The sequence below is a fragment of the Alteromonas halophila genome (assembly GCF_014651815.1).
Lineage (GTDB): Bacteria > Pseudomonadota > Gammaproteobacteria > Enterobacterales > Alteromonadaceae > Alteromonas > Alteromonas halophila.
Window position 1 is genome coordinate 58,571 of the sequence record NZ_BMXP01000009.1, and the last position, 25,820, is coordinate 84,390.

Annotated in this window: 21 protein-coding genes; 13 read left to right on the top strand and 8 right to left on the bottom strand. The window is 50.4% G+C overall.

Annotation, left to right across the window (positions count from 1 at the left end):
* Positions 1 to 383: 383 nt before the first annotated feature.
* Complete coding sequence (locus IE054_RS14780; RefSeq protein ID WP_189407788.1) at positions 384 to 2,942, bottom strand: excinuclease ABC subunit UvrA; 2,559 nt, start codon at positions 2,940 to 2,942, stop codon at positions 384 to 386.
* 271 nt (positions 2,943 to 3,213) lie between these two features.
* Positions 3,214 to 4,911, bottom strand: coding sequence for a protein adenylyltransferase SelO (locus IE054_RS14785; RefSeq protein WP_189407790.1), 1,698 nt, complete (start codon positions 4,909 to 4,911; stop codon positions 3,214 to 3,216).
* Between the two features lie 572 nt (positions 4,912 to 5,483).
* On the opposite strand from IE054_RS14785, the gene IE054_RS14790 reads away from it, so the two are divergent.
* Positions 5,484 to 7,331 (top strand): TonB-dependent receptor plug domain-containing protein, encoded by a 1,848-nt coding sequence (locus IE054_RS14790; RefSeq protein WP_189407792.1) that lies wholly within the window; start codon positions 5,484 to 5,486, stop codon positions 7,329 to 7,331.
* Positions 7,332 to 7,426: 95 nt separating this feature from the next.
* Here IE054_RS14790 and IE054_RS14795 read toward each other — a convergent pair whose 3' ends face one another.
* Complete coding sequence (locus IE054_RS14795; RefSeq protein WP_189407793.1) at positions 7,427 to 7,933, bottom strand: acyloxyacyl hydrolase; 507 nt, start codon at positions 7,931 to 7,933, stop codon at positions 7,427 to 7,429.
* A 442-nt stretch (positions 7,934 to 8,375) separates the two neighbouring features.
* Positions 8,376 to 8,747 carry a winged helix-turn-helix transcriptional regulator gene (locus tag IE054_RS14800; protein WP_189407794.1) on the bottom strand — a complete coding sequence of 124 codons (372 nt, stop codon included), beginning with the start codon at positions 8,745 to 8,747 and terminating at the stop codon, positions 8,376 to 8,378.
* A gap of 141 nt (positions 8,748 to 8,888) precedes the next feature.
* Between IE054_RS14800 and IE054_RS14805 the strand changes: the two genes are divergently transcribed.
* The 3 genes from IE054_RS14805 to IE054_RS14815 all read left to right on the top strand — a co-directional run bounded on the left by IE054_RS14805 (position 8,889) and on the right by IE054_RS14815 (position 10,710).
* Positions 8,889 to 9,485, top strand: coding sequence for an NAD(P)H-dependent oxidoreductase (locus IE054_RS14805; RefSeq protein WP_189407795.1), 597 nt, complete (start codon positions 8,889 to 8,891; stop codon positions 9,483 to 9,485).
* A 43-nt stretch (positions 9,486 to 9,528) separates the two neighbouring features.
* On the top strand, positions 9,529 to 9,903 hold the full coding sequence (locus tag IE054_RS14810; protein WP_189407797.1) for a hypothetical protein: 375 nt from the start codon (positions 9,529 to 9,531) through the stop codon (positions 9,901 to 9,903).
* 87 nt (positions 9,904 to 9,990) lie between these two features.
* Entirely contained in the window at positions 9,991 to 10,710 is a 720-nt protein-coding gene (locus IE054_RS14815; protein WP_189407798.1) for a glutathione S-transferase family protein, read from the top strand.
* Positions 10,711 to 10,818: 108 nt separating this feature from the next.
* Here IE054_RS14815 and IE054_RS14820 read toward each other — a convergent pair whose 3' ends face one another.
* On the bottom strand, positions 10,819 to 11,733 hold the full coding sequence (locus tag IE054_RS14820; RefSeq protein ID WP_229805189.1) for a LysR family transcriptional regulator: 915 nt from the start codon (positions 11,731 to 11,733) through the stop codon (positions 10,819 to 10,821).
* Between the two features lie 236 nt (positions 11,734 to 11,969).
* Between IE054_RS14820 and IE054_RS14825 the strand changes: the two genes are divergently transcribed.
* Entirely contained in the window at positions 11,970 to 12,722 is a 753-nt protein-coding gene (locus IE054_RS14825) for a type 1 glutamine amidotransferase domain-containing protein (RefSeq protein ID WP_189407800.1), read from the top strand.
* 217 nt (positions 12,723 to 12,939) lie between these two features.
* On the opposite strand, the gene IE054_RS14830 is transcribed toward IE054_RS14825, so the two are convergent.
* A complete protein-coding gene (locus IE054_RS14830) occupies positions 12,940 to 13,827 on the bottom strand; it encodes a LysR family transcriptional regulator (protein ID WP_189407801.1) in 888 nt (295 codons plus the stop codon).
* A gap of 189 nt (positions 13,828 to 14,016) precedes the next feature.
* Here IE054_RS14830 and IE054_RS14835 point away from each other — a divergent pair, with 189 nt between their 5' ends.
* The 5 genes from IE054_RS14835 to IE054_RS14855 all read left to right on the top strand — a co-directional run bounded on the left by IE054_RS14835 (position 14,017) and on the right by IE054_RS14855 (position 19,365).
* The gene (locus IE054_RS14835; RefSeq protein ID WP_189407802.1) at positions 14,017 to 15,207 is read left to right on the top strand and encodes an MFS transporter; all 1,191 of its coding nucleotides are present in this window, start codon (positions 14,017 to 14,019) and stop codon (positions 15,205 to 15,207) included.
* A 115-nt stretch (positions 15,208 to 15,322) separates the two neighbouring features.
* A complete protein-coding gene (locus tag IE054_RS14840; protein WP_229805191.1) occupies positions 15,323 to 15,526 on the top strand; it encodes an LLM class oxidoreductase in 204 nt (67 codons plus the stop codon).
* Between the two features lie 22 nt (positions 15,527 to 15,548).
* Positions 15,549 to 16,373 (top strand): 2,5-didehydrogluconate reductase DkgB, encoded by an 825-nt coding sequence (gene dkgB, locus IE054_RS14845; protein WP_189407804.1) that lies wholly within the window; start codon positions 15,549 to 15,551, stop codon positions 16,371 to 16,373.
* Between the two features lie 78 nt (positions 16,374 to 16,451).
* Positions 16,452 to 17,387 (top strand): alcohol dehydrogenase catalytic domain-containing protein, encoded by a 936-nt coding sequence (locus IE054_RS14850; RefSeq protein ID WP_189407805.1) that lies wholly within the window; start codon positions 16,452 to 16,454, stop codon positions 17,385 to 17,387.
* A gap of 703 nt (positions 17,388 to 18,090) precedes the next feature.
* Entirely contained in the window at positions 18,091 to 19,365 is a 1,275-nt protein-coding gene (locus IE054_RS14855; RefSeq protein ID WP_189407900.1) for a hypothetical protein, read from the top strand.
* 92 nt (positions 19,366 to 19,457) lie between these two features.
* On the opposite strand, the gene IE054_RS14860 is transcribed toward IE054_RS14855, so the two are convergent.
* The gene (locus tag IE054_RS14860; RefSeq protein ID WP_189407807.1) at positions 19,458 to 20,429 is read right to left on the bottom strand and encodes a sugar-binding transcriptional regulator; all 972 of its coding nucleotides are present in this window, start codon (positions 20,427 to 20,429) and stop codon (positions 19,458 to 19,460) included.
* A gap of 5 nt (positions 20,430 to 20,434) precedes the next feature.
* A complete protein-coding gene (locus tag IE054_RS14865; protein ID WP_189407808.1) occupies positions 20,435 to 21,097 on the bottom strand; it encodes an HAD family hydrolase in 663 nt (220 codons plus the stop codon).
* A gap of 412 nt (positions 21,098 to 21,509) precedes the next feature.
* Between IE054_RS14865 and IE054_RS14870 the strand changes: the two genes are divergently transcribed.
* The 3 genes from IE054_RS14870 to IE054_RS14880 are packed head-to-tail and all read left to right on the top strand — an operon-like array spanning position 21,510 to position 25,730.
* A complete protein-coding gene (locus IE054_RS14870; RefSeq protein WP_189407809.1) occupies positions 21,510 to 23,264 on the top strand; it encodes a purine-cytosine permease family protein in 1,755 nt (584 codons plus the stop codon).
* A complete protein-coding gene (locus tag IE054_RS14875) occupies positions 23,239 to 24,771 on the top strand; it encodes a mannitol dehydrogenase family protein (RefSeq protein ID WP_189407810.1) in 1,533 nt (510 codons plus the stop codon). The genes IE054_RS14870 and IE054_RS14875 overlap by 26 nt, the downstream gene beginning before the upstream one ends.
* Entirely contained in the window at positions 24,768 to 25,730 is a 963-nt protein-coding gene (locus IE054_RS14880; protein WP_189407812.1) for a carbohydrate kinase family protein, read from the top strand. The genes IE054_RS14875 and IE054_RS14880 overlap by 4 nt, the downstream gene beginning before the upstream one ends.
* The last annotated feature ends 90 nt before the right edge of the window (positions 25,731 to 25,820 follow it).

The following is a 25,820-nucleotide window of genomic DNA, read 5'->3' on the forward strand; positions in this document are numbered from 1 at the left end:
GAATACTGAAAATGCACCGCCCAGGCGGGGTGTCCGAGTGTCGGGCCAGAAGATGGCGATTCAGTATGCAGTATTTTAAGGACAAAGAAAGTGTTTAGGTAAGTCGTGCCTTACCAGTTTTGTCAACATCGCCTACGTTACTGGAAAAGCTATAACGATATGGCAAAAATGCCTTGACCACTTCAGTGTAAAGAAACCGCTCTGTGTTAAGCGGGCTTTCATTGTCTTTTGTTTACTTGCACTTGTCAGCGACCGCCCTTTCTAAGGTAAAAGTTCTGATTTCCGTGACCAACGGTTTCGTTTACGAACGTCTAAGAACCCTGTATTCCTTTGTAGGTGCTCAATTGCCCGACCTCTACCGCGATAGTTTTTACCTAAAAAAACTAAGCGCCTAAGCTCGCTTTTAAAAATGCAGCTGTGGCACTGTCCTTAGCATTAGCAATTTTCTCTGGTGTACCTTGAGCAACTATCCGGCCTCCCTCATGGCCCGCGCCCGGCCCCATGTCTATAATGTGGTCGCAAGCTGCAGCCACCTGCATATTATGCTCAACCATCACAACCGTGTTTCCACCTTCAACTAACTTCGCTAAATGCTGCATAAGTAACGCTGTGTCTGAAAGGTGCAAACCTGTTGTAGGCTCATCGAGCACGTAAAGGGTGTTGGCGTTCTGAGCGCGTTTTAGTTCTGACGCCAGTTTAATTCGCTGCGCCTCACCGCCCGACAACTCAGTAGCACTTTGACCCAAGGTCAGATAACCAAGCCCTACGTTCATTAGCGTTTGAAGTCCTCGCGTAATAACCTGGTTAGTTTCAAATACAGGTATTGCCTGTTCAACTGTAAGCGACAATACATCGGCGATGGAGCGTTCATTGTAACGAACTTCCAATACTTCATTGTTATAACGCTTACCGTTACAAACGGTGCAGGGTGAATAAACGCTTGGCATAAACAGTAGTTCTACTGATACCACACCCACCCCTTCACAATTAGAGCACCGTCCTTTTGCGACGTTGAATGAGAAGTGACCTGCATCGTATCCACGCGTCTTTGCTTCCGGTGATGATGCAAATAAGCTTCTGATCTGGTCGTATATTCCGGTATAGGTTGCCAGCGTTGAACGTGGGGTTCTACCTATGGGCGATTGATCTACTACAACTATTCGGCTTAACTGATCAAGCCCGGCATCGATAAAACCTTGTTGCGGTGTAGAGTCTTGTGCAAAAAGCGAACTGGCGTCATTGAGCACCTCTTTAGCTTCTATTGTTTCTTTGGCTCCTTCCCCTTTTTTTACAGCAGTGTGCAGACCGCCCTTAACTAGTTCAACCAGCGCTTGGCTAATCAAGCTCGATTTTCCCGAACCAGAAACGCCAGTTACACACGTCATCACACCAAGAGGAATATCCACAGAGACATGATTGACATTATTTATCGACACATCGTTAAGGCGCAATAACTCAGTTGGCTTACGCTTAGAGCGAGTACAAAGTGCTCTGTTATTGAATACGTATTCTGCAGTGGCTGAGCTTTTCTCGTTTACCAATTTTTTAGCTGGACCACTGAAAACAAGCTCTCCTCCGTTAACACCTGCTCCAGGTCCAACGTCCACTACCCAATTCGCGCCTTTGATGACGTAAGGGTTGTGCTCAACAACAAGCAGCGAATTTCCAGTAGCAGTAATATTGTGAAGCGCGTCGATAAGTGCTTCTACATCGCGAGGATGAAGACCTGATGAAGGTTCATCCATGACAAAAACTACGCCAAACAGGTTTGATTTTAGCTGGGTTGCTAGGCGCAGTCGCTGCAGCTCACCTACTGAGGTACTTGTAGTGCTTCTATCTAACGAAAGGTAATGAAGACCTAACGCAATTATCGGCTTTAGTCTTTCAACAATGTCGCCCGTTATACTTTGTATAACTTTGCCCCGCTCTGAGGTATCGCCTTCGACCGAGTGTTGCAACGCCTTAAGCTTTTCATAAACGCTTTGTAGTGACAGCCTTGAAAAATCGATAATATCCAAGCCATCAATTTTAACAGCCAGAGCCTTTTGCTTAAGCTTTTTACCGCGACAAACCGGGCATGTTTCAACAGAAATGAAGGGGGCTATTCGCTGCTTCATTTTCTCTTTTTGAGACGATTTGAACGTATCGAGTACATGACGTCGTGCACTTATAAACTTGCCATTGTAGCTTGCAGGTTCGTTCTCTTTTCGTGCTTTACGAGTTTGCTCTAGATTATAATTTCGATATGCCGGCACCTGTGGCATTTCGTCGGTAAATAAGATCCAATCCTGTGTTTTTTTCGGTAGCTCTCGCCACGGAATATCGACGTCGATATCAAGGGAAAGCAGCACCCTAACGAGGTTTTTCCCCTGCCACGCTCCAGGCCACGCAGCTACAGCTCCTTCACGTATAGTAAGGTTCGCGTCGGGCACTAAGCGATGGGCTTGCGTGTCAAAAACTTTGCCAATACCGTCACAGTGCTTGCATGCACCGTCAGGCGTATTAGGAGAAAATCCGTCTGCATAGACAATACTTTGACCTTCGGGATAATCGCCGGCACGTGAATACAGCATGCGCAAACTGTTGGAAAGCGTAGTGATACTTCCAACTGACGAGCGGACAGAAGGGGCACCGCGGCGTTGGTGAAGACCTACTGCGGGAGGGAGACCATTAATAGCATCTACATCAGGCTTTTCTACCTGCTCTATTAAGCGCCTTGCATAGGGAGATATAGAATCTAAATAGCGATGCTGAGCTTCCGCATATAGCGTACCGAAAGCCAGCGAAGACTTACCGGAACCAGACACACCCGTAAAGACCACCACTTCATTTCGAGGTATATCAATATTGATGTTTTTTAAGTTGTGTACACGAGCTCCGCGTACCTGAATACATCCTTCGTTTTCTTGCCCTTGATTCTGTTGCTTATCACTATTTTGCACCTACTCTCCTGTTTCGTTTTGCGATTGCAATTAGTAGCCCTACCTTATTGCATAGAAAGCCATGGGATATATCAATATGTAGGTACCATGGCTTTTTTTTCGATCACTTATTGCCGCTGCGACAGGCTTCACTCTTGAAGCGATATTATTTATGGTGCTAAACACTTCCACATTTCGCCTTCGATGTGCTCCCAGTCCAGTGGTTTGGTACTGATGATTTCAATGCGGCTATCTCGGCGATAGGCCACCTTTTCGAAGTCATGCTCGTTACTTAAGAAGAACAGCTATAATGCGCAACACCCCCTGCGTGCATTAATTCATCAGGCCGCAAGCTGCAGTATTTTTCTTCCATGGCTGGAGATTGTTCATCATAAGGTGCACTAAGCACCTGCTGTAATTCACTAAGTAGCGATGTATCCTGCTTTTCTGCCTGCTGATAAGCGGGTACCACCAGCCACTCTCGCAAGGTGTATTTAGGATTTACACGCTTCATTTTCGTAGCAACACTGTTGCTGTCTGAGGTATCAAGAGCGCGTTTGCGCCAGGTTGCTAACCAGCCATTCCAGTCACTAAGAAGCGCTTCGCTGGCCGGTTTGTAAAAACTCTTGCTGATAGCTGCGATGTCGTCGGGCAGTTGGGACAGTTCACGAAAGAACATCGTGTAATCTACAGGCGTGCGCGCCATCAGTTGCCAAAGAGACATCAGCAATTCGCTATCGTATTCAGCGAGTCCCAGTTTCGCTGCCCACATGGTATTAAGCTTATCTTCCATGATAGCTGGAAACCCATTTAGCACCGTCTCAAGCACTGATATGTCTTCATGAGATTTCGACAATAGTGGCGCCACCGCTCGGCAGAACATCTCAAAATTTTTAAAAGCTGCGGCAGGTTGATTGAAAAACGAAAAATGCTGACCACCACCGGTCCATGGCTGAAATTTCGGGTCAAAGATTTCACAAAAACCAAACGGGCCGTAATCCAGCGTAAATCCACCCACAGCACAGTTATCACTGTTGAAATTACCCTGGCAATACCCTACGCGGATCCAGTTAGTGACCAGCGACGTCAGGCGCTCACAAAAGGCCTCGGCCAGTTGCAGAACCTGTGTTGCTAAAGGTTGGGTAGTATCAATCTCATTGGTGTACTCGCGTGCGATAACATGACAGACAATCTGTTCAAGCTCTTTCATAGCATCAGGATGCGCATGACTGCGAGCGCGACGGCCAAACAGCTCTAGTTGCCCTACCCGTAAAAATGAAGGTGCGACTCGGGTTGTAATGGCAACCGGATTCGACACCAGAATTTCAGGATCAACAGATGTTGAGCCTTCCAGATACCAGGGCCGCTCCACGGTGTCGGTTGTTGACATGATCAAGCTCAGTGAACGCGAAGTGGGTACTCCAAGCGCATGCATAAACTCCTGGGCCAGAAATTCGCGCACGCTGGAGCGTAATACCGCGCGACCGTCGGCACCGCGGCAATAGGGTGTGCGTCCGCCGCCTTTAAGCTGCATTTCCCAGCGCTGTCCATTAGCCACCAGTTCTACAACCGACATCGCGCGGCCATCACCATAGCCATTACCGGTCTGAAACGGACACTGCTGAACGTACTCTGTCCCATAAATTGACAACGCATAGCCAGTTGCCCAGCCCACACGTTTCATTGGCTCAGGTAGTCGCGTCATATCCCCCGAAAAAAGCCGGATAAATGCATCGGAATGTGCCAGTTCATTGCTTAGCCCCAGTTCATCAAACAAAGTTTGGCTGTGAGAAAGGTAGACCGGATTATTCAGAGGAGTCGGCGTTACCGGAACATAGTGGCCAGAAAACACCTGTCTTGGACTGTGGTCAGCGCCGTCCCCGGTAGACTGAGGATCGGGGCTTAACGCTGTTAACAGGGAATAATCTGTTAGGCGCGCAAAGTCATGAAGTTCAGATATCTCAGCTGTGTCTGATTGTGTCTGGGTCATCGTGGATACTCTTTATGCTCTGCATGTTGCTGGTTTAATACGGAACAGCCCCCCTCGAAGACGTTATCGATTAGCGAGTGTATTTTCCAGCCCTGAGCAGATTGAATTAACTGGAAGCTGTTAGGTACCGCAGTGGCCGATGTGGTTACCCCGGTAAAACACATAAGGCATTCATACGGCAGCAGGATCCATAGTGCGCGTACTCCCGTTAGCCTGCGCCCAGTGTGCCTGCGCTGACGCGGTAAACTGAGACAACAACGCAGCGCCATCCCTGGCCCATTATGCCTCTTTATGGATGTGTCCGTAAAATCTGGGTATTACCCGTTGTTTTGCCCCCCGCAACATGACCATAGCTATCAGTTAATAGTACCTTTTACTTTTTAATTTCTGCTTGTCCGTTACAAATAATGTTCCTTTTGCTCCCTTTCCTTCTGGCTGTGGGCCTGGCCATGCCTGTTCAGCTGGTACGATAGGCAGAGTTACCACAATCCGCTACAATCCTGCGCCAATCACCCTTATAGCGACAGTCCCCTAACGTACTGTCCAGCCTCATAGTTATGACAGGAATTTAAATGACACGCGTTGCAGTAACCGCTTTTGGCGGCATACTTATTGTATCGGCAGCATCCCACAGTGCTCCGCTCACTGACCAGGACATCGAGAAAGTTGTGATAGAAGGCGCTACCACGGCCAATGATAAACCGGTGGGCACCTTTAATTCGCCCGTCTCGAACCTAGAGTATGATCCGCGCGTCGATCTGCAGTCACGCAACATGGCTGAAGCTCAGGCTGATGTCACCATTCGCGGCGGAATTTTTGAAAACACCGGCTTTCGGGTGGGTGCCGCTACCCTGTTCGACCCACAAACCGGCCATTATTTTGCAGAGATCCCCATCGCACCGGAGATGTTAACCGCGCCAGCGGTACTCACCGGCGTCGATAACGCCCTGTACGGCGTAAACAGTTCGGTGGGCACCATTGCCTATAGCTGGCGCCCGGTTCGAACGGGCGGCAGTGTCTCGTTGGGTCTCGGCACCAATGACTTTCGGTTGCAGCGCCTGCATGCTGCACATGCGAGCCCCCTGGACGACGCAGGCCAATGGCAGCTGGGTATAGAAGGCGAGTTTGCCCATTCACAAAGCGATGGCACTATCGCAAACGGCGATCATGACTTTGAGCGCATCAATGCCCGGCTACAACTCACCGGAGTGTCTTCGCAAACCGATGTGTTTTATGGCGCGCAAAACAAGTTTTTTGGCTGGCCAAATATGTACACGCCTTTTAACGTCAATGAAACCGAAGCGCTGGACACCCGGCTAGTTATGTTTAACCACCAGCAGCGTTATGGTCAGGACAGCGGGTTTGAGCTTACCGCTTACTCACGCAACAACACCGACCATTATGTGTTCTCCAGAGAAAACCCTGATGCCTTTCAGTCTTTTCACGAAACCGATGTGTATGCGGCTGCCTGGTCAGGCCACCATGTGTTGCACCCGCAATGGGCGGTCAACTACGCCGGCCAGTTTATGGTGGACGCTATAACCTCCACCACGCTGGAAAATACTTTTACTGAGCGCAATTATTACAAGGTCAGTGTGGTGCCCGAATATCAAACTAGCCTGGCCCCGGCGCACCAGCTGACGCTGCGCGTTGGTGCCGCGTTTGATGATACTAACCGTGATGCGTCTCGGCTGTCGGTGCTTGGCGATGCGACGCTTACCTCTGAAACCGCCAACAATGGCACTCGCACAATTATATTGTCATACGCCGAGGCCACGCAGGTGGCAGGTTATACCGCCATTGGTGGCAGTACCGACAGCGGTCTGTTCAGAAGCAACAACATGCTGCAGCGCGAGGTCAGCAAAAACCTCGAGCTTGCGTTATCCCTCGACCAGCACGCCTGGCGCCTGGACTCGGCGATTTTTTATCGCTGGGATCAGACGCTAACCGATTGGACCTATTCGTTTGATGCTACGTCCGCCCGGGCGGCCAACCCAGTAGATATAGACACACTGGGAGTAGAGGTGATAGCGGTGACGCGCCTGGACAGTGCCGACCTGGTCGCCAGCTACACATACTTAGATAAATCCGAAGATTATAGGGATGCCAGTATTGATGCCAGCTTTTATGCGCTGAACTACCCGCCGCACCGGCTAACCCTCGGCGCAACCTGGTACCCGACTGATGCGGTAACAGTGAAGATAGATAATGAATGGCGAAAACAGGCCGACAACGCGCTACGACGTAGCGGGAGTACCGCGTTTTTTACCCATCTGACGGTTACCTACACCCCACCCCAGCTGGCCAATTTGAGCCTGGTGCTGGCGGCGGATAATCTGTGGGATGAGGCGTTTGAAGAGATCCCCGGTACGCCAGGGCGCTCAGATCAGTTTTCCGCAACGCTTACCTATGTGTGGTAAGCGCTGTCTGACGTTTTGGAGGGGAGTGGTATAACAAGCGATAATGGCATTCCCTGCCTTGCGGATGCCTCCTGCTGATGGGGCATGGTGAACGACTAAAGCTTGTACCTCAGGCTAAGGGTAATTCCTTCGGATCCCGGATTGGTTTCGCCCAGGCCACCGTTTGAGATGTGGCCGATTTCTGCTTCAACTGCCCAGCGTTCAGTGAGCTGATAATGAGCGCTAAGCGCAGAGTAAAACTCCACGTTGTCGCCCAGTTCTTCGGGTGAGTCCACCAGGCCGGCATGAAACGCAATAGAGGTGAAAAAACGTCCATTTCGATAAAGCTCTTTATGAGCGCCTAAGGAATAATAATGCTGGCCTTCATCTGCCCAGATCACCAGGGCACTGGGTTGAATGCCATAAAAACGCTTTAGAGGTTTGTGAATATAAGCGACGTGCGCAGCACTTCTGTCGGCGTCATCCATGACATTCCAGATTGCAGCACCGACTTTCAGTTCTCCAAACTTATCCTGCGACTGACTCTGAGCATAAGATGGTAAGGCTGTCAGTGCAGTAATCAGAGCAAAACTACCTACAGCATATGTGTGCTTTTTTTTCATGGTTCTTGTCTTAAATGTTAGTTTCATCAACGTGAATAAGTTTTAGTCAGCCTCAGCCGAGGCTCTTTTCTGTGATTCGACTAAATAGGTCGTCGGAGCAACATATCAACTGGTCACCAAATGGTAACCCGATGCCGTTGCGGTGAACTGCAGTCTTCAGTAGACAAATACCCGTAACCTGGCGGGCACCGGCACTAAATTGACAAGGCACGTTACGAAACAGACCTGTAGAGAACAGCACAGTCATGCCCGGCCACATAGCTCACTGACTTGTTTATCGCCAGTTGAGTATGCAAAACGGGCAGCAGGATATGAATAACCTCTTCGACAGGTTGCTGCTGGCGCAGGGGGAAAGCTCAGTACGTGGCAGCTATTCGCATACGCAAACAGCTTATATACTTGCTATCAGATGCGGTTCCAAAACAATGTGAAGCTGGGTTCACTACTTTGCGTTTAACTGTACATCATGGGTTTCAGACCACACTCTGAGTTCCTCTAAAATATGCAAAGCTGTTCGCCCAAACTCGGTCAGTTCATAGGTAACGGCGACCGGCCGGTCACTGATCACCTTTCGAATCACCATGCCTTCGTCTTCAAGCTCTTTAAGACGCTGATCAACCATTTTTTTACTTGCGCCACCTAGCATCCGGACAAGATCGTTGAACCTGACCGGCTCATCTTTCAAATGATAAATGATCGAGCCTTTCCACTTGCCGCCTATCAAACGCATGCCTTTTTCTATCGCGCAGGGCTCCATACAGGCGTTGTAAACTTTTTTTCGCCCTTTACTGTCTGTTTTTATTGAACTTTCCACTTTATCCCTCTCATTTTCACAAGGTTACTAAAAGTATACTGATTGATTAAGGTTTAGAGGTTACTAAAATATATCACAAGATAAAGCAAGAAAATATGCTTGCTTCAACGAGTCACCCTAAATCGAGACAGGAGTTTTTCAATGAGCACTACACATTCAGGCAATGTTCTAATTATTAATGCCCACCAGTATTACCCATTCTCTGAGGGGAAGCTGAACGCCGCCTTGGCAGATAAGGCCATCACTCTGCTTGAGGGCAAAGGCTATAACACCCGCGTAGTGACGATGGCAGAAGAATACGATGTAGATGAGCAGTTAGCACATCACCAGTGGGCAGACATTGTCATTCTCCAGACACCGTGTAACTGGATGGGGGTGCCCTGGTCATTTAAAAAATATATGGATGAGGTGTACACCGCTGGGATGGGCGGTGCCTTATGCGCAGGAGATGGCCGTACCGAGGATGCGCCAAAAGAAAATTATGGCACGGGCGGCACCTTAACAGACGTTAAATACATGATGTCAATTACCTTCAATGCACCTGAAGAATCATTCAGCGTCAGTGATGAGTTTTTCGAGGGCAAGTCAGTCGACGATTTGATGTTCCCAATGCATATGAATTTTAAGTTCTTTGGCATGACGCCAATGGAAACCTTTGCCTGCTTCGACGTGATGAAAAATGGCGACATTGAAAACGACTTCAAACGCTTTGAAGCTCATATTAACAGACACTTTTAACGATGAACCAACACGGCGTATTAAAAACGTCTCAGGAGTTTCTATGCTTATTTTACGCGCTGTATTGATTTGCGGACTGTTCTTTTTACTAACCGTAGCGTCCGGTGCCTTTGCTAACAGCCAGTACGGATCAGGACACACTGCGTCGCCGAAGCAGTATGAACTGTTACTCGAGAACGACCTCGTGCTTGTTTTAAAAATGACGTTAAAACCTGGCGAAAGCGATTCGTTTCATCGTCACAACAACGAAACGGTTTATTTTGAAAAAGGCAGCAAGCTAAAAATTGAACCGCTCGGTGGCGAACCGATTGTTGCTGATGTTCCCGACGAGCATGTCATGTGGCATGAAGCGTGGACCCACAAAGTGACAAATCTCGGTGAGCAGACGGCTGTCGCTATTATTGTAGAAGAAAAATAGCAGAGGTTTTCAATGTTATTGACTGATCATCCTGAAGCTATGCTTTGGCTCGTTATTGCTTACTGAACTGCGAAGGAGAATATGACAATGAGTTTACAAAAAGACATACACCTTTATACCGCATCCACGATGAATGGCTGGAAGCCCGTGGTATTTCTCGAAGAAGCCGGTGTCGAGTACGATCTGACACACATTGATTTTTCAAAGAACGAGCAAAAAGCGCCGGACTACGTGAAGCTCAATCCAAATGGCCGCATCCCTACGATTGTCGATCGCGCGAACAACGACTTTGTTGTGTTTGAATCAGGGGCCATTCTTTGGTATCTCGCCGAAAAGTACGGGAAATTTCTGCCATCCGACCCTGATGAAAAATCAAGAACACTACAGTGGCTGATGTTCCAGATGGGCGGTGTTGGACCAATGATGGGCCAGGCCATGTACTTCCAGCGTATTGCGGCTAAAAACGGCAACGAAGATCCGTTCGCTATTAAACGTTACGTTGACGAAAGTCGCCGACTGATGGAAGTCCTTGATACACATTTGGAAGGTAAAGACTTTCTCGTAAACAACGAGTACACCATCGCAGATATGGCGACCTACACGTGGGCGCGCGCCTATTATTGGGCGAATGTTAGCGTTGACGGCCTGCCGCATTTGCAAGCCTGGTTCGACAGAATTGATGACAGACCCGCTACACAACGCGCGCTTGAAATTCCCAAACCGTTCTGGGCTTTCTTTGGTAAAGGTGATGTTGAAGCGCAGGAACGTGAAAACGCTGATCGCTTCAAACAGGATGTGAAGAAGTAACGATGAACGCTACCGAAGCATAGTCGCTGGATGCGCAATCGGAGGACAAATAGTCGACGTGTCTTTAACTGATATGCGACATTTACTGCTCAGACATTGCGGAACCGGTTAGCTCCGCTGAGCGCAGTAGCTGTTTGATCTGCTGACGTACCCAGCCCTGAGCGGATCGTCGTGCGTGCGCTGGTGCCAGGTCTGGAGAATTTCTACCTTCGGCAGATCGATCGGTGGCTGAAAACTCATTAGTCCGGAATGTTGTCGACAGGCATGGTCGGCAACGGTGCCAAGGCAGGTGATGATCAGGTCTGTTCCTTCGATCACCGAGGCCGGTGACAAAAAGCTGGACACACCCGCCACCACGTTGCGGCGATGACCAGAACGCTGCAGCTGCTTATCGACAATTCCATCCAGATCGCCGGTCAGCGTGGTTACCAGATGATCACATTCCTGAAAGGCCGTCAACGTGAGTGTATCGCCGATCCGTGTATTGTTTCGGCTTGCCAGCACCACGAATTCCTCCTGGAAAACTTTTTGCTGATAGAACGTATCCGGCAGATCCTCAAAAAATCCGGCAATGGCGATATCGCAAGCCCCCGTTTCCAGCTCGCTCCTTGGCAACCTGCCCCGCGTGTTGTGAAACACCAACTGGGTATTGGGTGCCTGCTCTCTGAGAATCGGAAGCAGTTTTGGGAGCAATAGCTGTTCGATATAGTCTGTCGCAAAAATATGAATTCGATCTGTTCGCAGCAAAAAGCTTTCTTCGTCGCAATAATCGTAAAACGTTTCAAGCGAACGCACCAACTGCTGAACCCGCGAGGCCAGTTGATGGGCCCTTGGCGTGGGAGTCAGTCCTCTGGGTGCGCGGGCAAACAGTGTGTCGTCAAAGTCCTCTCTCAACTTCGCAAGCTTATGACTCAACGCCGGCTGACTCAAATTAAGCCTTTCAGCCGCGCCCGACACACTGCGTTCTTCGTACAGGACCTGAAATATTTTAAGAAGATTCAGGTTCTTGCTGCTGATATTCAATTTTCGAATTCCAGATATATAAACGTTAAATTTATTTTATACCAAAAGTGCGCCTAACATAGCCACCCACAGTGACAAGAACCTGATGAGTTCGTGATGCAACAGGCACAGATCAACCACGACCGCTTTTGCAGGTCCACGGCTCTTACTAAACAGGTTATCAACATCAATTTATGTCAACACATGCTATTCACGACGATACGTCCTGATTAGCCAATCTGAAAGAGGAGATATACATGATGAAAGCCCTCGTTAAAGCGTTTGCGGGTCTTTTACTCACCATAACGGCGACCGTTGCCAGCGCCGAGCCCCGCGCCCTGATTGTCGTGACCAGTCATGACAAAATGGGTGACACCGATGAGCGGACCGGGCTCTGGTTGTCTGAAATGACTCACCCTTATCATGAGCTGACCAACGCGGGGATAGATGTGGAGCTTGCTAGTATTCAGGGGGGTGCAGCGCCTGTTGACCCGCGTAGCCTCGGTGAAGACGACCAGATCAACAAGACGTTTATGGCTAACCCGGCAACCCGTTCATTACTGGACAACACAAAGAAGCTGGCAAATGTAGACCCCAGCCGCTACCAGGCTATTGTGTTCGCCGGAGGGCACGGCACGGTTTGGGATTTCTCCGAGAGTCAGGCTGTCAATGACATCGGCTATGCCATTTATGAGCACGGCGGGATTGTAGCTGCAGTGTGCCACGGGCCAGCTGCTCTGCTAAACATTCGTGACACCAAGGGCAATCTTATTATCGACGGTAAACAGGTTGCTGGCTTCAGTAACGCCGAGGAACAGGCGGTCGGGCTTACCGACGTGGTTCCATACCTGCTTCAGGACGAACTTGAAAAATCGGGTGCCGGCTATCGCGAAGGCAAGATGTTTAAAAGCTTTGTTGTACAGGACGGACGTTTGATCACAGGTCAGAACCCGCAATCAGCGATGGAGCTGGGCAGGAAACTGGCAGCATCGCTGACTGATAAAAGCTGATCACACTATCACCACATTAACGCAGAGTTTTGACAAACCGCGTCTAAATTGGCCCGCCCGGCCCATGGGCGGGTAGCCTCTACGCTATCAACGCGCCTCAGACAATGGATACCAGCGGTATTGTGCATCTGACCCGGCCAGATTTTTAACGGACTGTGGTCAACGGTGAAAATGAACAACTTTAGAACACGCCGAACCGTGGGCGCCAATCTTTAGCTCAAAGCGTAAGCCGTGGCTGAATAAAGTCTAAAAATGCAGATATACGCGACGAAACGGCGCTGTTTTTATAGTACACAGCATGCACCGGCTCCCGGCGGTTGGGACTGACAATATCATCGGCAAAAACCGGAATTAACGTGCCTTCGTTAATGTCTTTTTGCACCATAAAGTTGGAAAGCAACGCCAGGCCCTGCCCCGCGATGCAAAGCTGCCTGATTGTTTCACCGCTTGATGCACGAAGGCTGTAACGCAAATCTATGTCTTGCCTGAGTGGCCATGTATTTAAACCAGGTGAGTCACTAAAGCCAATCAATTTGTGGCTGTTCAAGGTGTCGGCGTCACCTGAAACCGGGTATTTCTTAAGGTATTGCGGACTTGCCACGATATGCAGCCTACTCTTACCAAGGTTTCGTGCGTGTAAATTTGAGTCGCTTAAATCGCCAATGCGTATAGCAATGTCTGTTTTGTGCTCCAGAAGATCAATAATACTGTCATGCGATGTGAGATCGAGGGAAACATCGGGAAAGGCTTCACTAAATTCCGCAACTAACGGTGCTAGCTGATGAAAAACAAACGGGCTGGCGGCATCAACCCGAAGCTTACCCGAAGGCGCACGCTTAAGCAGGCGCAGGGCTTCCTCGCCCTTTTCCAGAACATTTAATCCGTCTCTGGCATGCTGCAGAAACAATGCCCCTTCTTCAGTAAGCTCGAGCCGGCGGGTGGTGCGGTTTAGCAGCGTTACATCGAGCGTTGCTTCCAGTCGCGTCACTGCCCGGCTTATCTTAGCGACCTGCTGATTTAACAGATTAGCCGCACTCGAAAAACTGCCCGTGTCCACCACGGTGAGAAACGCTTCTAGATCTTCTGTTTTGGATGAAACGGGCATCACACACCTTACATTTTCAATAATTACAAAAGTATTTTGTCATTAATACTGTTTTTCGCAAACAACAATATCGTCAAACTGTATGCACTGTATTAACGACCGCCAGGAGCGAGGTGTTGGCTCTTAGGCCAGGTCTGGGCACTGCTATAGCCGCCCACAACGTTACTTATTATTACGAGGACAAACGATATGCCTATTGCATTATTTGCGTTAACCCTCAGTGCGTTCGCTATTGGCACGACTGAGTTTGTTATTGTTGGGCTGGTCCCGACTATTGCGACCGATCTTGGCGTTACATTGCCCAGCGCGGGCTTACTGGTAAGCCTGTATGCCGTTGGTGTGGCGGTGGGCGCGCCTGTTTTAACGGCCTTAACCGGAAAATGGAACAGAAAGCACGTACTGCTGAGCCTTATGGCGCTGTTTGTTGCCGGCAACCTGCTGGCATGGCAGGCCCCTAGCTATGAGAGCTTAATACTGGCGCGCATTCTTACTGGTCTGGCGCACGGTGTGTTCTTTTCTATTGGTTCTACAATTGCCACCGGTTTAGTGGCGAAAGAAAAAGAAGCCAGCGCGATTGCCATCATGTTTACCGGCCTCACCGTCGCACTGGTTACAGGTGTCCCTCTGGGCACGTGGATTGGCCAGAACTTTGGCTGGCGTGCCACGTTTCTGGTGGTATCGGCACTCGGCACAATTGCGCTTATCGGAAGCGCGCTGCTGGTACCGAACAACTTAAAGCAAAGTAAGCCAGCAACGCTTGGTGAGCAGGTGAAGGTGTTGGTTCAGCCGCGTTTGGTGTTGGTGTACCTCATGACCATCCTTGGCTATGGTGGGACATTTACCGCGTTTACCTACCTTGCCCCCATCTTACAACAGGAAGCCGGATTCGCGCCCTCCGCTATTAGCTTGATCATGCTGGTTTACGGCGCGTCTGTTGCCGTGGGGAATATTTATGGCGGTAAACTGGCTGACAAAAAAGGCCCCATTCGTGCGCTCAGTATTATTTTCTCCGCATTAGCTGTCATTTTGTTTGCCCTGACCTTTGCCATGGAGAGTAAAGTTGCCGCAGTCATCACCGTGCTGGTGTGGGGCGCCTTCGCCTTCGGTAACGTGCCAGGTCTGCAAGTCTATGTGGTGCAGCTTGCCGAGAAGTTTACGCCAAATGCGGTTGATGTTGCCTCCGGCCTGAATATCGCTGCATTCAACATTGGTATTGCTGTGGGCTCAGTTGTCGGCGGCGCCATTGTCGATGGTATGCAGTTATCTGATACCGCCTGGATTGGTGCGCTGATTTCTGTTGCCGCACTGATGGCGACACGCTACAGCGGACACCTTGATAAACGTGCGCTGAAAAACACAGCTGACACCGCCAGCGCATAGGAGAACACGATGAGCACAACGTTTAATAGGTTGGCGCACCATACTTTCTCTATTGGTGTTGAGCTCCCTTTGGATAATGACTGGGCCCGCTTAGACACAACCAAAGGTACGCCGTTTGGCGTGTAAAGACGATGAAGCGCCGATAAAACGCCACCGGTTCGGGGTTGAAACAGGTGTCAATGGACTTATCGAAGAACTCAGCGCAATGAAGAAAGCCGGTGTCGACCATATTGGGTTGCACTTCAGACGTAACACACAACCCGTAGAACAGGCAATGCAACACATCGCCGCGTATGTACTGCCTCATTTTCACAAGTAACCAAAACCAACCTGGAGAAATTATGACGACGACAAATCAGTCAGCATCCAACATTCCATCGCTGGGTGTAGGCACCTTTCGCTTAAAAGACGATGAGGCCTATGACAGTGTAACCATGGCGCTTAACGTCGGTTTCCGGCATATCGATACGGCGCAAATTTACGGCAACGAAGACGCCGTTGGTCGTGCAATTAAAGACAGCGAGGTCGCACGCGAAGACTTATTCGTTACCACCAAAGTGTGGAACGACAAGCTGAATAAAGCGAATTTTGTTGATAGCGTGCAAGAGAGTCTGACTAAGCTTCAACTGTCGTATGTCGATCTATTGCTCATTCACTGGCCGTCACCAGAGAACGGTGAAAGCATGGAAGAGTACTTAGGCGAATTGCTGCGTGTTAAAGAAATGGGACTGACTAAAGAGATCGGTATTTCTAACTTTACGGTTGCTCAGATTGAAGAAGCCGTCAGCATTTTAGGTGAAGGTGTGATATCGACCAACCAGGTAGAAGTCCACCCTTACCTCACCAATGAAAAAGTGCGGGCCGCATGTGACAAGCACGGCATTGTGGTGACAGGGTATATGCCATTTGCCGTCGGAAAGGTGTTAAAAGATGACACCATTATCAACATTGCAGACAAGCACGGCGTCAGCGCCGCAGAAGTTGTCGTGGCATGGGAGCTGGCGCATGGTCTGGTGACGATTCCTTCATCAACCAAACGCAAAAACCTTGAAACCAATTTCAAAGCACAGACGCTGACACTTGATGCAGACGATATCGCCAGAATAGACGCATTAGACCGCGGTGATCGTCAGGCGGATCCGGACTTTTCACCTGCCTGGGACTAGTCCAGGAAGCCACGCGCTGCAAAGCGCTGGCTTCCTTCGTACCTGGCAAAATATCTGATGTAATATGCAGGAGCTTATATGCAGACCAACGTATGGCAGTTTGAACACGCCGGCAGCGCGCTGTCGCAGGACGAGCGAGCCCTTAATGCACCAGGCACAGGCCGCATTGTTGTGCGCAATTATGCAATTGGTATCAATCCGGTCGACTGGAAATTTATTGATGACAACCCACGTGACTGGCAAACCGGTCATGTACCCGGTGTCGATGGCGCGGGTGTCGTTGTTGCGCTGGGTGAAGGTGTTGATCCGGAACTGATGGGGAAGCATGTTGTTTATCATCATAGCCTGGGCGAAAACGGCAGCTTTGCCGAACACAGTGAAGTGTACGCCGGCCGTGTAATGGCTATTCCCGATAGCGTTGATTTTGCGTTAGCCGCGGCGCTTCCCTGCCCCTTGCTGACCGCGTGGCAGGCGTTCAGTAAAGTGCCGCTAAGAAAAGGGGCGAGCGTATTAGTCAGTGGTATGGGCGCAGTCAATAAGCTGCTTGTTCAGATGCTGGCCAAAGCCGGTTTCGATGTTCATGTCATATCCGGCAGCTTCACACAGAACCAGGCTGACGACATGGGCGTAAAAGCTATTCACCGGGCCAGACCTGAAGGACACACGTTCTATGCGGTGTTTGATGCAAATGGCCCTGACTATGCCGCGTCACTGGTACCGCTGCTCGACGCCAACGGCCATGTCGTGAGTATTCTGGGTCGTATTGAAGAGCCTGTAGACGCTCCCTTTACCCGCACAATTTCTTATCACGAAATTGCGCTTGGCGCACTTCACGATTACGGTGACGCATCGCAATGGCAGCGTCTCATGAAAGACGGTGAAGCCCTGCTTAATCAGGTTGCTGCGCAGGATTTGGTTGTAGAAGCCCCGCACCTTTTCGATTTTGATAATTTAAACAACGCCCTTCGTTTTTCTAAAGAAGATAAACGTAAGGCGGTTGTCACTGTGTCATAAGCCAGCAATGGCCGACGTTAATACCGTGATTTAGTGTTAGCCGGTTTGTATTACCTTTCGCGCCAGCGACAGACTACTCTGGGGTTACCCGAGGTGCTCTGTCGCCAGGCGCCGCCAACAACAGCGCCAATGATGAAGCTGCCACTGACTCCAGGCCAGTATCGAAAGACTCAGCAGTGATAATGCTAGTAATGCTACAACCTTACAAGCGTGCAAAACTGCCTGCTAAAACAGCACTCCCAGCCTGAGTAAAGCAAGGTGCGTCGCCCGGCGCAGTTAACTTGCTCACCATTAGCAAACAGAATGAGTACACCCCGCCATTCAGTTTACATTGTCATTACAGCACTAATTATATGATTTAATTTACTTTTATTCTTTCCTGTGTCTGACACCTGCCAACCACTTGTTAACAAAGTGTTGACTATTCTGTTACCGCATGGTCATATGCTCACACTTTGGGCATATGACCATCATATATACAAAGGTGCCCTTTTCCGGGTGTAACCGGGTTTATTTTCAACTCGTCAGCGCTGTAACTGACCGATGACAGGAATATCAGGAGTAAAGTATGTGGATAGTCGATTTCAACGAGCCAATTACGTCACCGCCGATAAAAACAATGCGTAAGATTATCGCTGGAGGAATGATTGCAGCGTCGGTTGCTCCCGGCGTATTCGCCGATGAACTAAGCAACCCCAGGCCAATGTACACACCGCCTAGTCAGCCTAATGAATTTTTGGATGGCAGGGTTCAGGTGAACTTTCTGGCACTGCAGAATTATCAGGCTATTCAGGCCAAAGAGAGCGCATTCAGACCTGAAGATGAAGTGCAGTCAGATGGCTTCGGCCGGTTGCGGGTTAATCTGATGTTTAAATTCAGAATCACTGAACATATCACCGCGGATATCGATATTGCTGAAGAGCCGAACGACTTTGGTAACAATGGTGATCGCGACTTTTCGTTTCATCAGGACTTTGCTGGTATTGAGTTCGACCTGCTGGGCTTAACCGGAACACAAAAGCACAATAACAGTCTGGTACTTCGGGTAGGCAATATCGGCGCGGCCCCCTTTCAGTTTAAGGGGTTTCAGGACGGCGCAGATAATCAGGGCAATGCGCTTATCGGTAATGGCATTACCGATTATGCCACCGCCGAAAACGGTATTCAGTTAAGTTATGGGCAACGCTACGATGCCGGGTTGCTCAGCGCCTACCGGGTAACCGGCCACATTACTACCTCCAGTTTTGGTGAAGCATTCCAGGCTGACAGGGGCTATAACTACCGGTTGCAGGGCGCGCTGGAATTTCACGGGGGCTTTAAGGCTGGGCTGAGTATGATGAAGGCCAATCAGGGCGAGCAACTGGTGTTTGAAAACGGTATTGCCAGTCTGGCAGGGGTCACCACAACCAACTATCGGTTCGGCGATGGCGAAAACTACAACTTTTCAGCGTCGCCCTCCAGTGAGCGTGACACGCATGTAGGTGCACTACCCGGACTGAATCAGACCGTGTTACAGGCTAACCTGGCGTGGCAGCCCAGCGACCAGACCAGCATTATTCTGATGCTGGGACGTTCAACTGACGATTTCACCTTTGCTGACACACAGGGCAATGCTGTTGCCGGTATCACCTATTTTGGTACTGAGGGTGTCCGGGATCCGGCCGGTACCAGCTTTGACTCAAATCAGGTGATAAGGGCGGACGCCGCCGTAGACTACTGGGCGGTGGAAGCACAGCGGTATATTGTGGCAGATACACTGTTCCTGGCCACCCGCTATGCGGTAGCGAAGAACACCTCTGACTTGATCGCCGACACCGACAATGAGGTAACCCGGCTTCAGATCGCGGCGGGTTACTGGATAAACAATCGTACACTGCTGAAAGTGGAATATGTCGATCAGGATGAGGGAGTCAATTCAGGGGGACAGATTGGCCAGGGATTCAGCGGCATTACGTCGGAAATTTCCGTCCGCTTTTAAGCGGTATGCCCTACCAACATGATGCCGAACCACCGCATTACACCGCACTGGCTGGCAGGGCTATAACCTTCAGGTATGCTGCGACTCGGCGCTTATGCGCCTGACGACTCCCCCTCAAGTAACCTGCCTGCCGTGTACTCGTTGGTAATAAGCCCAGTGATCAAACCGGACAACAATGCGCCACGGATGGCGGCCACTTTTTCTTCACCGGCCGCGATACCAATGACCGGCGTACGCGTAAAGCCCGAAATGGGCACGCTGGTTACGCGCTGATTGATTTCGCAGTCAATAATATGGCCCTGCTTGTCGTAGATCCAACTGATGACTTCCCCAGTGGCCCCCTGCTCCTGCAATGTTGCCAGCTCAGCATCACCGATAAACCCATCATCATGAAGCGGTGATACGGTGCCAAGGTTCCCAATACCCACAAAAGCGACCGTAGCATCCATTGCAAGCTGCTGAACATTTTTAACATGCGGCAGCGCGTGCCACTGCGCCTTACTGTCGGTCGAACGGGCTATTACGGGTAGCGGCATTGGGAAATACGGAGCCCCAGCACGCTCGGCCACATGGACGGCGACATCGTAACGGCTCGCCGATCCATCATCGGCAATGTTGCCCACCAGCGACACGATTTGATGATGCGGGCAATGCAACGATCGTAACTCATCAGCGCAGGCGCGCAGTACACGCCCGGTCCCCAGCGCAATGGTTTGTGGCTCGCTTTGCTTCAGACGCCGTTCTATTTCTGCCGCGCCCGCCTGGGCGAGACCCGCTGTTGAGGATGGGTTACTGTCATCGCTAGGTACTACTTCACAATGACTAAGGCCAAACTTGTCCTGCAACTGAGTTGCCAGCTCCATGCATTTGCGGATGGGGTGCTCGACCCGCACTCTGATAAGCCCGGCAGAAATGGATAACGCCACGAGACGCTGCGCGGATTGTCTGGAGGTGTGTAACTGACGGGCAATTTCGTCCTGCGTTTTACCCGCAACATAATACAGCCAGCCGGCACGGGCGGCATCTTCCAGTTTTCGTTCTTCACTGGCAGGCAATGTAGGCATACAAATTAATCCGTTGAGTTGAGTAAGTGTGGAAAGGCGCGGGCAAATTCGCGCCAGTCACTAAGCGATTGACTATCGTCACTTTTTATACCGTGCAGATGACTGCCACCGGTATAGTGCAGCCATTGCATGTTGGCCCGCTGCGCAGCTTGCAGTCCTGGTTTCGAGTCTTCGATAACCAGACAGTTTTCAGGGGCCAGATCGCGGGTTGCAGCCACATACAAAAACAAATCCGGCGCCGGTTTCCCGTGCTTTACCAGTGACGATGTGAACACCTGATCGTCACCAAAAAACGCATCCAGGCCGGTTACGGCCAGCGCATTTCGGGTTCGTTCGGGGCTGCTGCTGGTAGCCAGTGAGTAAGGCACGGCCAGGTTAGGAAGAACGTCTAATAAGAAAGGCGTGACTGTCAGTTCACTGGTGAAAACCTCTTTAAGCCGCTCTGCGAATGCTGCTGCCAGCTCGGGGCTGACATCCAGTGCAAAATCCTGCTTAACCCGGTGTTTTACATATTCAAAACTACGCCCAAGAAAATGTTGACTAAAATAATCTGCGTCAAGGGTGATGGCATGTCTGGCGAGTAGCTCTTGCCAGACCTGCAGACTTAAGACTTCGCTGTCGATCAAAACACCATCGCAGTCGAAAATTATATGATCGGTACCAGACACCTCAGACTCCATTGACGTTCAGGCAATAATGCAGGTTGAGACTGCTCACTATAACCACCCTGAGCAATTAAACAAGCATTAAGCAAACTCTCATAATGCCTGCCGATGTAAACAGGTTGTTTTATTCAGAAGCCAGCACAAACACCTATACCACTGATTTATATGAATATTATTTATATTTTAAAATGACTTCAAAAATTTTTAGCGTACGACACGGCATATTGTTAACGAACTGTTGACTTTTCACTCAATGACTGAGAATATGCCCACAGCCTTGGCATTTGCCAACATCATGAGCCAATGCTCACACGCATAGACAGACAATGTCGTAGTGAGTCGCTATGTGAAGAACTAACAGAACAACTGCCCAACCATGGAAGAGTTCGCAGGTTGAAAACGTGGACGAAAAATTATGCACAATCCCAATGTCGATCTTCATCAGGTAGAAGAAGAGCAGCTTCCTGTCGCAAAGCATAAACTGAAAGGCTGGCGTCATTTTCTTGGTTTGTACGCCGGCGAACATGTCGCTGCCACTGAGTTTGTTTTTGGCGCAACGTTTGTCGCACTGGGTGCCTCAATGACTGACATTCTGATTGGTTTGTTGATAGGTAACATCCTTGCAGTATTAAGCTGGACACTGATAACGACGCCGATTGCGGTTGAAACACGGCTCAGTCTTTACACCTACCTGCAAAAAATAGCCGGTGATTCGATGACCCGGTTATACAACTGGGCCAACGTGATAATTTTTACTGTCATTTCCGCTGCCATGATCACGGTATCTGCAACAGCGGTGAGGTTTGCGCTTGATATACCTGCACAACTGAACTGGTACCCAACCAACGCATTATTCGTGCTGGTGGTGCTGGCTGTAGGGATCATTGTTGTGCTGGTTGCCATGTACGGCTTTAACGCAGTGTCGAATTTCTCAGGTATCTGTGCCCCCTGGCTGTTTACCATGTTTTTATGTGGCCCGCTGGTGTTGATGCCGGAGCTGGCTAATGCAGTGATTGGCCAGACGGGCATCTCCAGCTGGTCGGAATTTATGCAAATTGGCAGCGCCTCCGTGTGGACAGGCCTTGATGCCAGCGGTGAACCCGGTATTGGCTTGCTCGAGGTAATTGGCTTTTCGTGGGCGGCCAATACCATCACGCACTTCGGTCTGATTGATATGGCACTGCTGCGCTTCGCAAAAAAACGGCGCTACGGACTGTGCACGTCTGCCGGTATGTTATTCGGTCATTATATCGCCTGGATTTCAGCCGGGATCATGGGGGCGGGCACCGCGGTGCTGGTGGAGAAATCCATTGTAGAGCTGGATCCTGGTGATGTGGCGTTTCATGCGCTCGGTCTCTCCGGTCTGGTGATTGTTATTGTTGCAGGCTGGACTACCGCGAACGCGAATCTGTACCGCGCGGGTCTGGCCGCACAGGCTATCTTTACCAACCATTCGAGAAACCGGACAACCTTTATCGTGGGCCTGTTTACGGTGCTGATTGCCTGTTTCCCGTTCGTTTTTACTAAACTATTGCCACTTCTGACCTACGCTGGATTACTGGTGGTACCGGTAGGCGCCATCGTGTTTGCCGAGCATTTCCTGTTTCCGCGCCTGGGGATGAGCCGCTACTGGTTAAGCTACAAGAATTTATCTCACAGCACGCCGGCGGTGGCTTCATGGGCAGTCGGGCTTATCTTCGGCTTTGGTCTGAACGCGCTGGATGTCATCTCTTTTTACTACCTGTTTTTACCGACCTGGGTAGTCACAATGGGGGTTTATACCCTGCTGGCTAAAAAGTACGGCGCGAGCGAAGACTTTACCCGTGAAAAAGCTGAGCTTGCCGCTTTTGAGTCGCGCGTTGAAACGCATCAGGCTAAACAGGCTGCCCGTGAACCCGTGCTGCAGGATGACACATCCGCGTTCACGCGGCTCCTACGTATAGCCGCGTTTGGCAGTCTGGTGGTCAGTTTGTCGGCCGCGCTCAATGCCATGTTTTTCTCCGTAAACATGAGTGATTATGAGGCAAATCGCTCATTCTTCTTCAATGTTGGCTTTGCGTGCACAGTGCTTTACTTCGCCACCGCTTACTGGGCGATGCAACGCAAAAAATACCTCGCCAATTCTTCTGTTCAGGAGCCAGAGTATGCAACACACTCAAATGCTAAGTAATCAGCGTTTAAGCGATTTACCTGCATCCGTCATTAAACCAGGGTATGCCCGTCAATCGCTAAAAACAGGCATCGTGCATGTGGGCGTGGGCGGCTTTCACCGCGCACATCAGGCCGTCTATACCGATGCGTACATGAGCGCGACCGGCGATACTCGCTGGGGGGTCTGTGGTGTCGGACTACGCGAAAATGACAGAAAGATGCAGCAACTGCTTGCCGAGCAGGACTTCCTGTATACCGTCCTGGAGCGAAAAGCCGATGGCTCGGCGTCCGCTCAGGTGATCGGCTGCATGACGGATTTCCTGCTGGGATGCGATGATCCGGGCGCAGTTATACGTAAAATGGCGGACCCGGACACCCACATCGTGTCTCTGACCATCACCGAAGGCGGCTACAATTTTAATCCGTCGACCGGCGAGTTTGATTTTAACAACCCGGATGTCCAGCATGATCTGGCTAACCCCGACGCGCCTCGCCTGGTATTTGGGTATCTCGCCAGAGCACTCAAACAGCGACGCGACAGCGGACTGCCGCCTTTTACTGTGCAGTCGTGCGACAATATTCAGCATAACGGCGATGTCACCCGTAACATGCTGTTAGCCTATATCCGCGCTGCCGACCCAGACCTGGCCACGTGGGTCGCCAGTGAGGTGGCGTTCCCGAATGCCATGGTGGACCGCATAACCCCGGCGACGACGTCTACCGATATACATGCCGTGCAGACAATGACAGGGCTGACTGATCAATGGCCTGTCACCTGTGAATCGTTTCATCAATGGGTGATTGAAGACACTTTCAGCAGTGACCGTCCCCAGTGGGAAAAATGTGGCGTGCAGTTTGTTGCCGATGTCACCCCCTACGAAACCATGAAAATACGTTTGCTTAATGCCAGCCACACGGTGCTGGGCGTCCTGGGCTCTCTGGCTGGATATCGCACCATCGATGAAGCGGTCAGCGACCCGGTATTTACTGATACATTACGTGTCTTTATGGACAGTGAAGTGACACCGGTACTAGCGCCCGTTAAAGGTATTGATCTCGGTGTGTACAAACAAACACTGCTGCAACGATTTGCCAACCCGAATATCAAAGACAGCCTTACCCGCATCTGCTCTGAGAGCTCATCGAAAGTGGCGACGTTTCTGGTACCCACCATTCGCGAGAATGTCAAGCAGGACGGCGCATTTGAAATAAGTGCGCTGGTGGTCGCGGCATGGTGTTATTACAGTGCCACCCACACCTCGCAAAGCGGCGAGGCGTTAGAGGTGATTGACGCACTTAAAGATCAGTTACAGCAGGCCGGCAGACAATCCGGGCAGCAGCCGCTGGCTTTTTTACACCAGGCCGACATCTTTGCCGATCTGGCGCAGCAGCCTGATTTTACCCGGTTATTTGAAACCTTTGTCAGCGCACTTTTTGCCGGCGAACCGGTTAGCCGGCTTATGCAGCAGGCAAGTGTCCCCGCTGGGACAGAGACAGTGAGTGAAAAAAAGGAGTCGACAGCATGACCCCCTCAGTCGCCGTATTTGGCGAGTCGTTATTTGATATGATCCAGACTGAAGACGGTTTGTTTCAGCCGTACATTGGTGGCTCACCATATAACGTGGCTCGCAGCTTTGTGCGTCAGGGCCTTGTCAGTCACTATCTGTCGCCGTTTTCTACCGATGATTTCGGTGACGCGCTATATCAGTCTGCACTGGACGATGGGATCCGCATACCGGCTGATTTCCGTTCAAAGAAAAACACCTCACTGGCATTGGTGTACAAGGACCCGCAGGGTAAACCCAGCTACCGCCTGTATCGCAAAGGCGTCGCCGATCTGGATGCAACCGCGTCACAATTATTGTCTGTATTGCCTTCTGATATTTCGTTATTCCATACCGGCTCTCTGGCACTCGTTCCGGAAATGCTGGATACCCTGATACCAGTTATCAAGCAGTTAAAATCCCAGGGCGTTAAAATCAGTATTGATGTGAATGTCCGAAAGGGAGTGGAAGAAAATCATCAACAGTACATTGCCGCCATCTGGCGGTTTGTGGAATTTGCCGACATTGTCAAAGTAAGTGATGAAGATCTTGAGCTTAAAGGCCTGACCGGCAAGCCAGAATTTCATGCCCGGGCAATGCTCGAACGCATGACCGATGGTATTGTCGTACTGACACTGGGTGAAGGTGGCTCGCATCTTTTTACCAATGACATGCACCTCACACAGCCTGTGATTTCACCAGACATCATGGGTGACACTGTTGGCGCAGGCGACACTTATTTCTCTGCTCTGGTTGCCTATTTATTGCAGCGCGGCGGCCTTTCCCACACCTCGTCGCGTGAAACGTTGTCAGAGGCACTTGAGTATGGCGCTATGGCCGCGAGTCTGAATGTGGCGCAAGTCGGCTGCCACCCGCCCTCGCAGGACGAGGTACAGCATGCATTAGCACGCTTATCCCAGCTTCAGGGGAGCGCTGAATAACTGGCTCAGAGCAAAAACAAGGGGGTCAGGTCAACGCTGACACCGCTTGCGAGGCCCCGGACACGATTCGGCCCTGTGCAAACAAATGCT

Coding starts and splice junctions, on each gene's coding strand:
- IE054_RS14785 (WP_189407790.1), bottom strand. CDS start 4,911: ATGACCCAGACACAATCAGACACAGCTGAGATATCTGAACTTCATGAC.
- IE054_RS14790 (WP_189407792.1), top strand. CDS start 5,484: ATGACACGCGTTGCAGTAACCGCTTTTGGCGGCATACTTATTGTATCG.
- IE054_RS14795 (WP_189407793.1), bottom strand. CDS start 7,933: ATGAAAAAAAAGCACACATATGCTGTAGGTAGTTTTGCTCTGATTACT.
- IE054_RS14805 (WP_189407795.1), top strand. CDS start 8,889: ATGAGCACTACACATTCAGGCAATGTTCTAATTATTAATGCCCACCAG.
- IE054_RS14810 (WP_189407797.1), top strand. CDS start 9,529: ATGCTTATTTTACGCGCTGTATTGATTTGCGGACTGTTCTTTTTACTA.
- IE054_RS14815 (WP_189407798.1), top strand. CDS start 9,991: ATGAGTTTACAAAAAGACATACACCTTTATACCGCATCCACGATGAAT.
- IE054_RS14825 (WP_189407800.1), top strand. CDS start 11,970: ATGATGAAAGCCCTCGTTAAAGCGTTTGCGGGTCTTTTACTCACCATA.
- IE054_RS14830 (WP_189407801.1), bottom strand. CDS start 13,827: ATGCCCGTTTCATCCAAAACAGAAGATCTAGAAGCGTTTCTCACCGTG.
- IE054_RS14835 (WP_189407802.1), top strand. CDS start 14,017: ATGCCTATTGCATTATTTGCGTTAACCCTCAGTGCGTTCGCTATTGGC.
- dkgB (WP_189407804.1), top strand. CDS start 15,549: ATGACGACGACAAATCAGTCAGCATCCAACATTCCATCGCTGGGTGTA.
- IE054_RS14850 (WP_189407805.1), top strand. CDS start 16,452: ATGCAGACCAACGTATGGCAGTTTGAACACGCCGGCAGCGCGCTGTCG.
- IE054_RS14855 (WP_189407900.1), top strand. CDS start 18,091: ATGTACACACCGCCTAGTCAGCCTAATGAATTTTTGGATGGCAGGGTT.
- IE054_RS14860 (WP_189407807.1), bottom strand. CDS start 20,429: ATGCCTACATTGCCTGCCAGTGAAGAACGAAAACTGGAAGATGCCGCC.
- IE054_RS14870 (WP_189407809.1), top strand. CDS start 21,510: ATGCACAATCCCAATGTCGATCTTCATCAGGTAGAAGAAGAGCAGCTT.
- IE054_RS14875 (WP_189407810.1), top strand. CDS start 23,239: ATGCAACACACTCAAATGCTAAGTAATCAGCGTTTAAGCGATTTACCT.
- IE054_RS14880 (WP_189407812.1), top strand. CDS start 24,768: ATGACCCCCTCAGTCGCCGTATTTGGCGAGTCGTTATTTGATATGATC.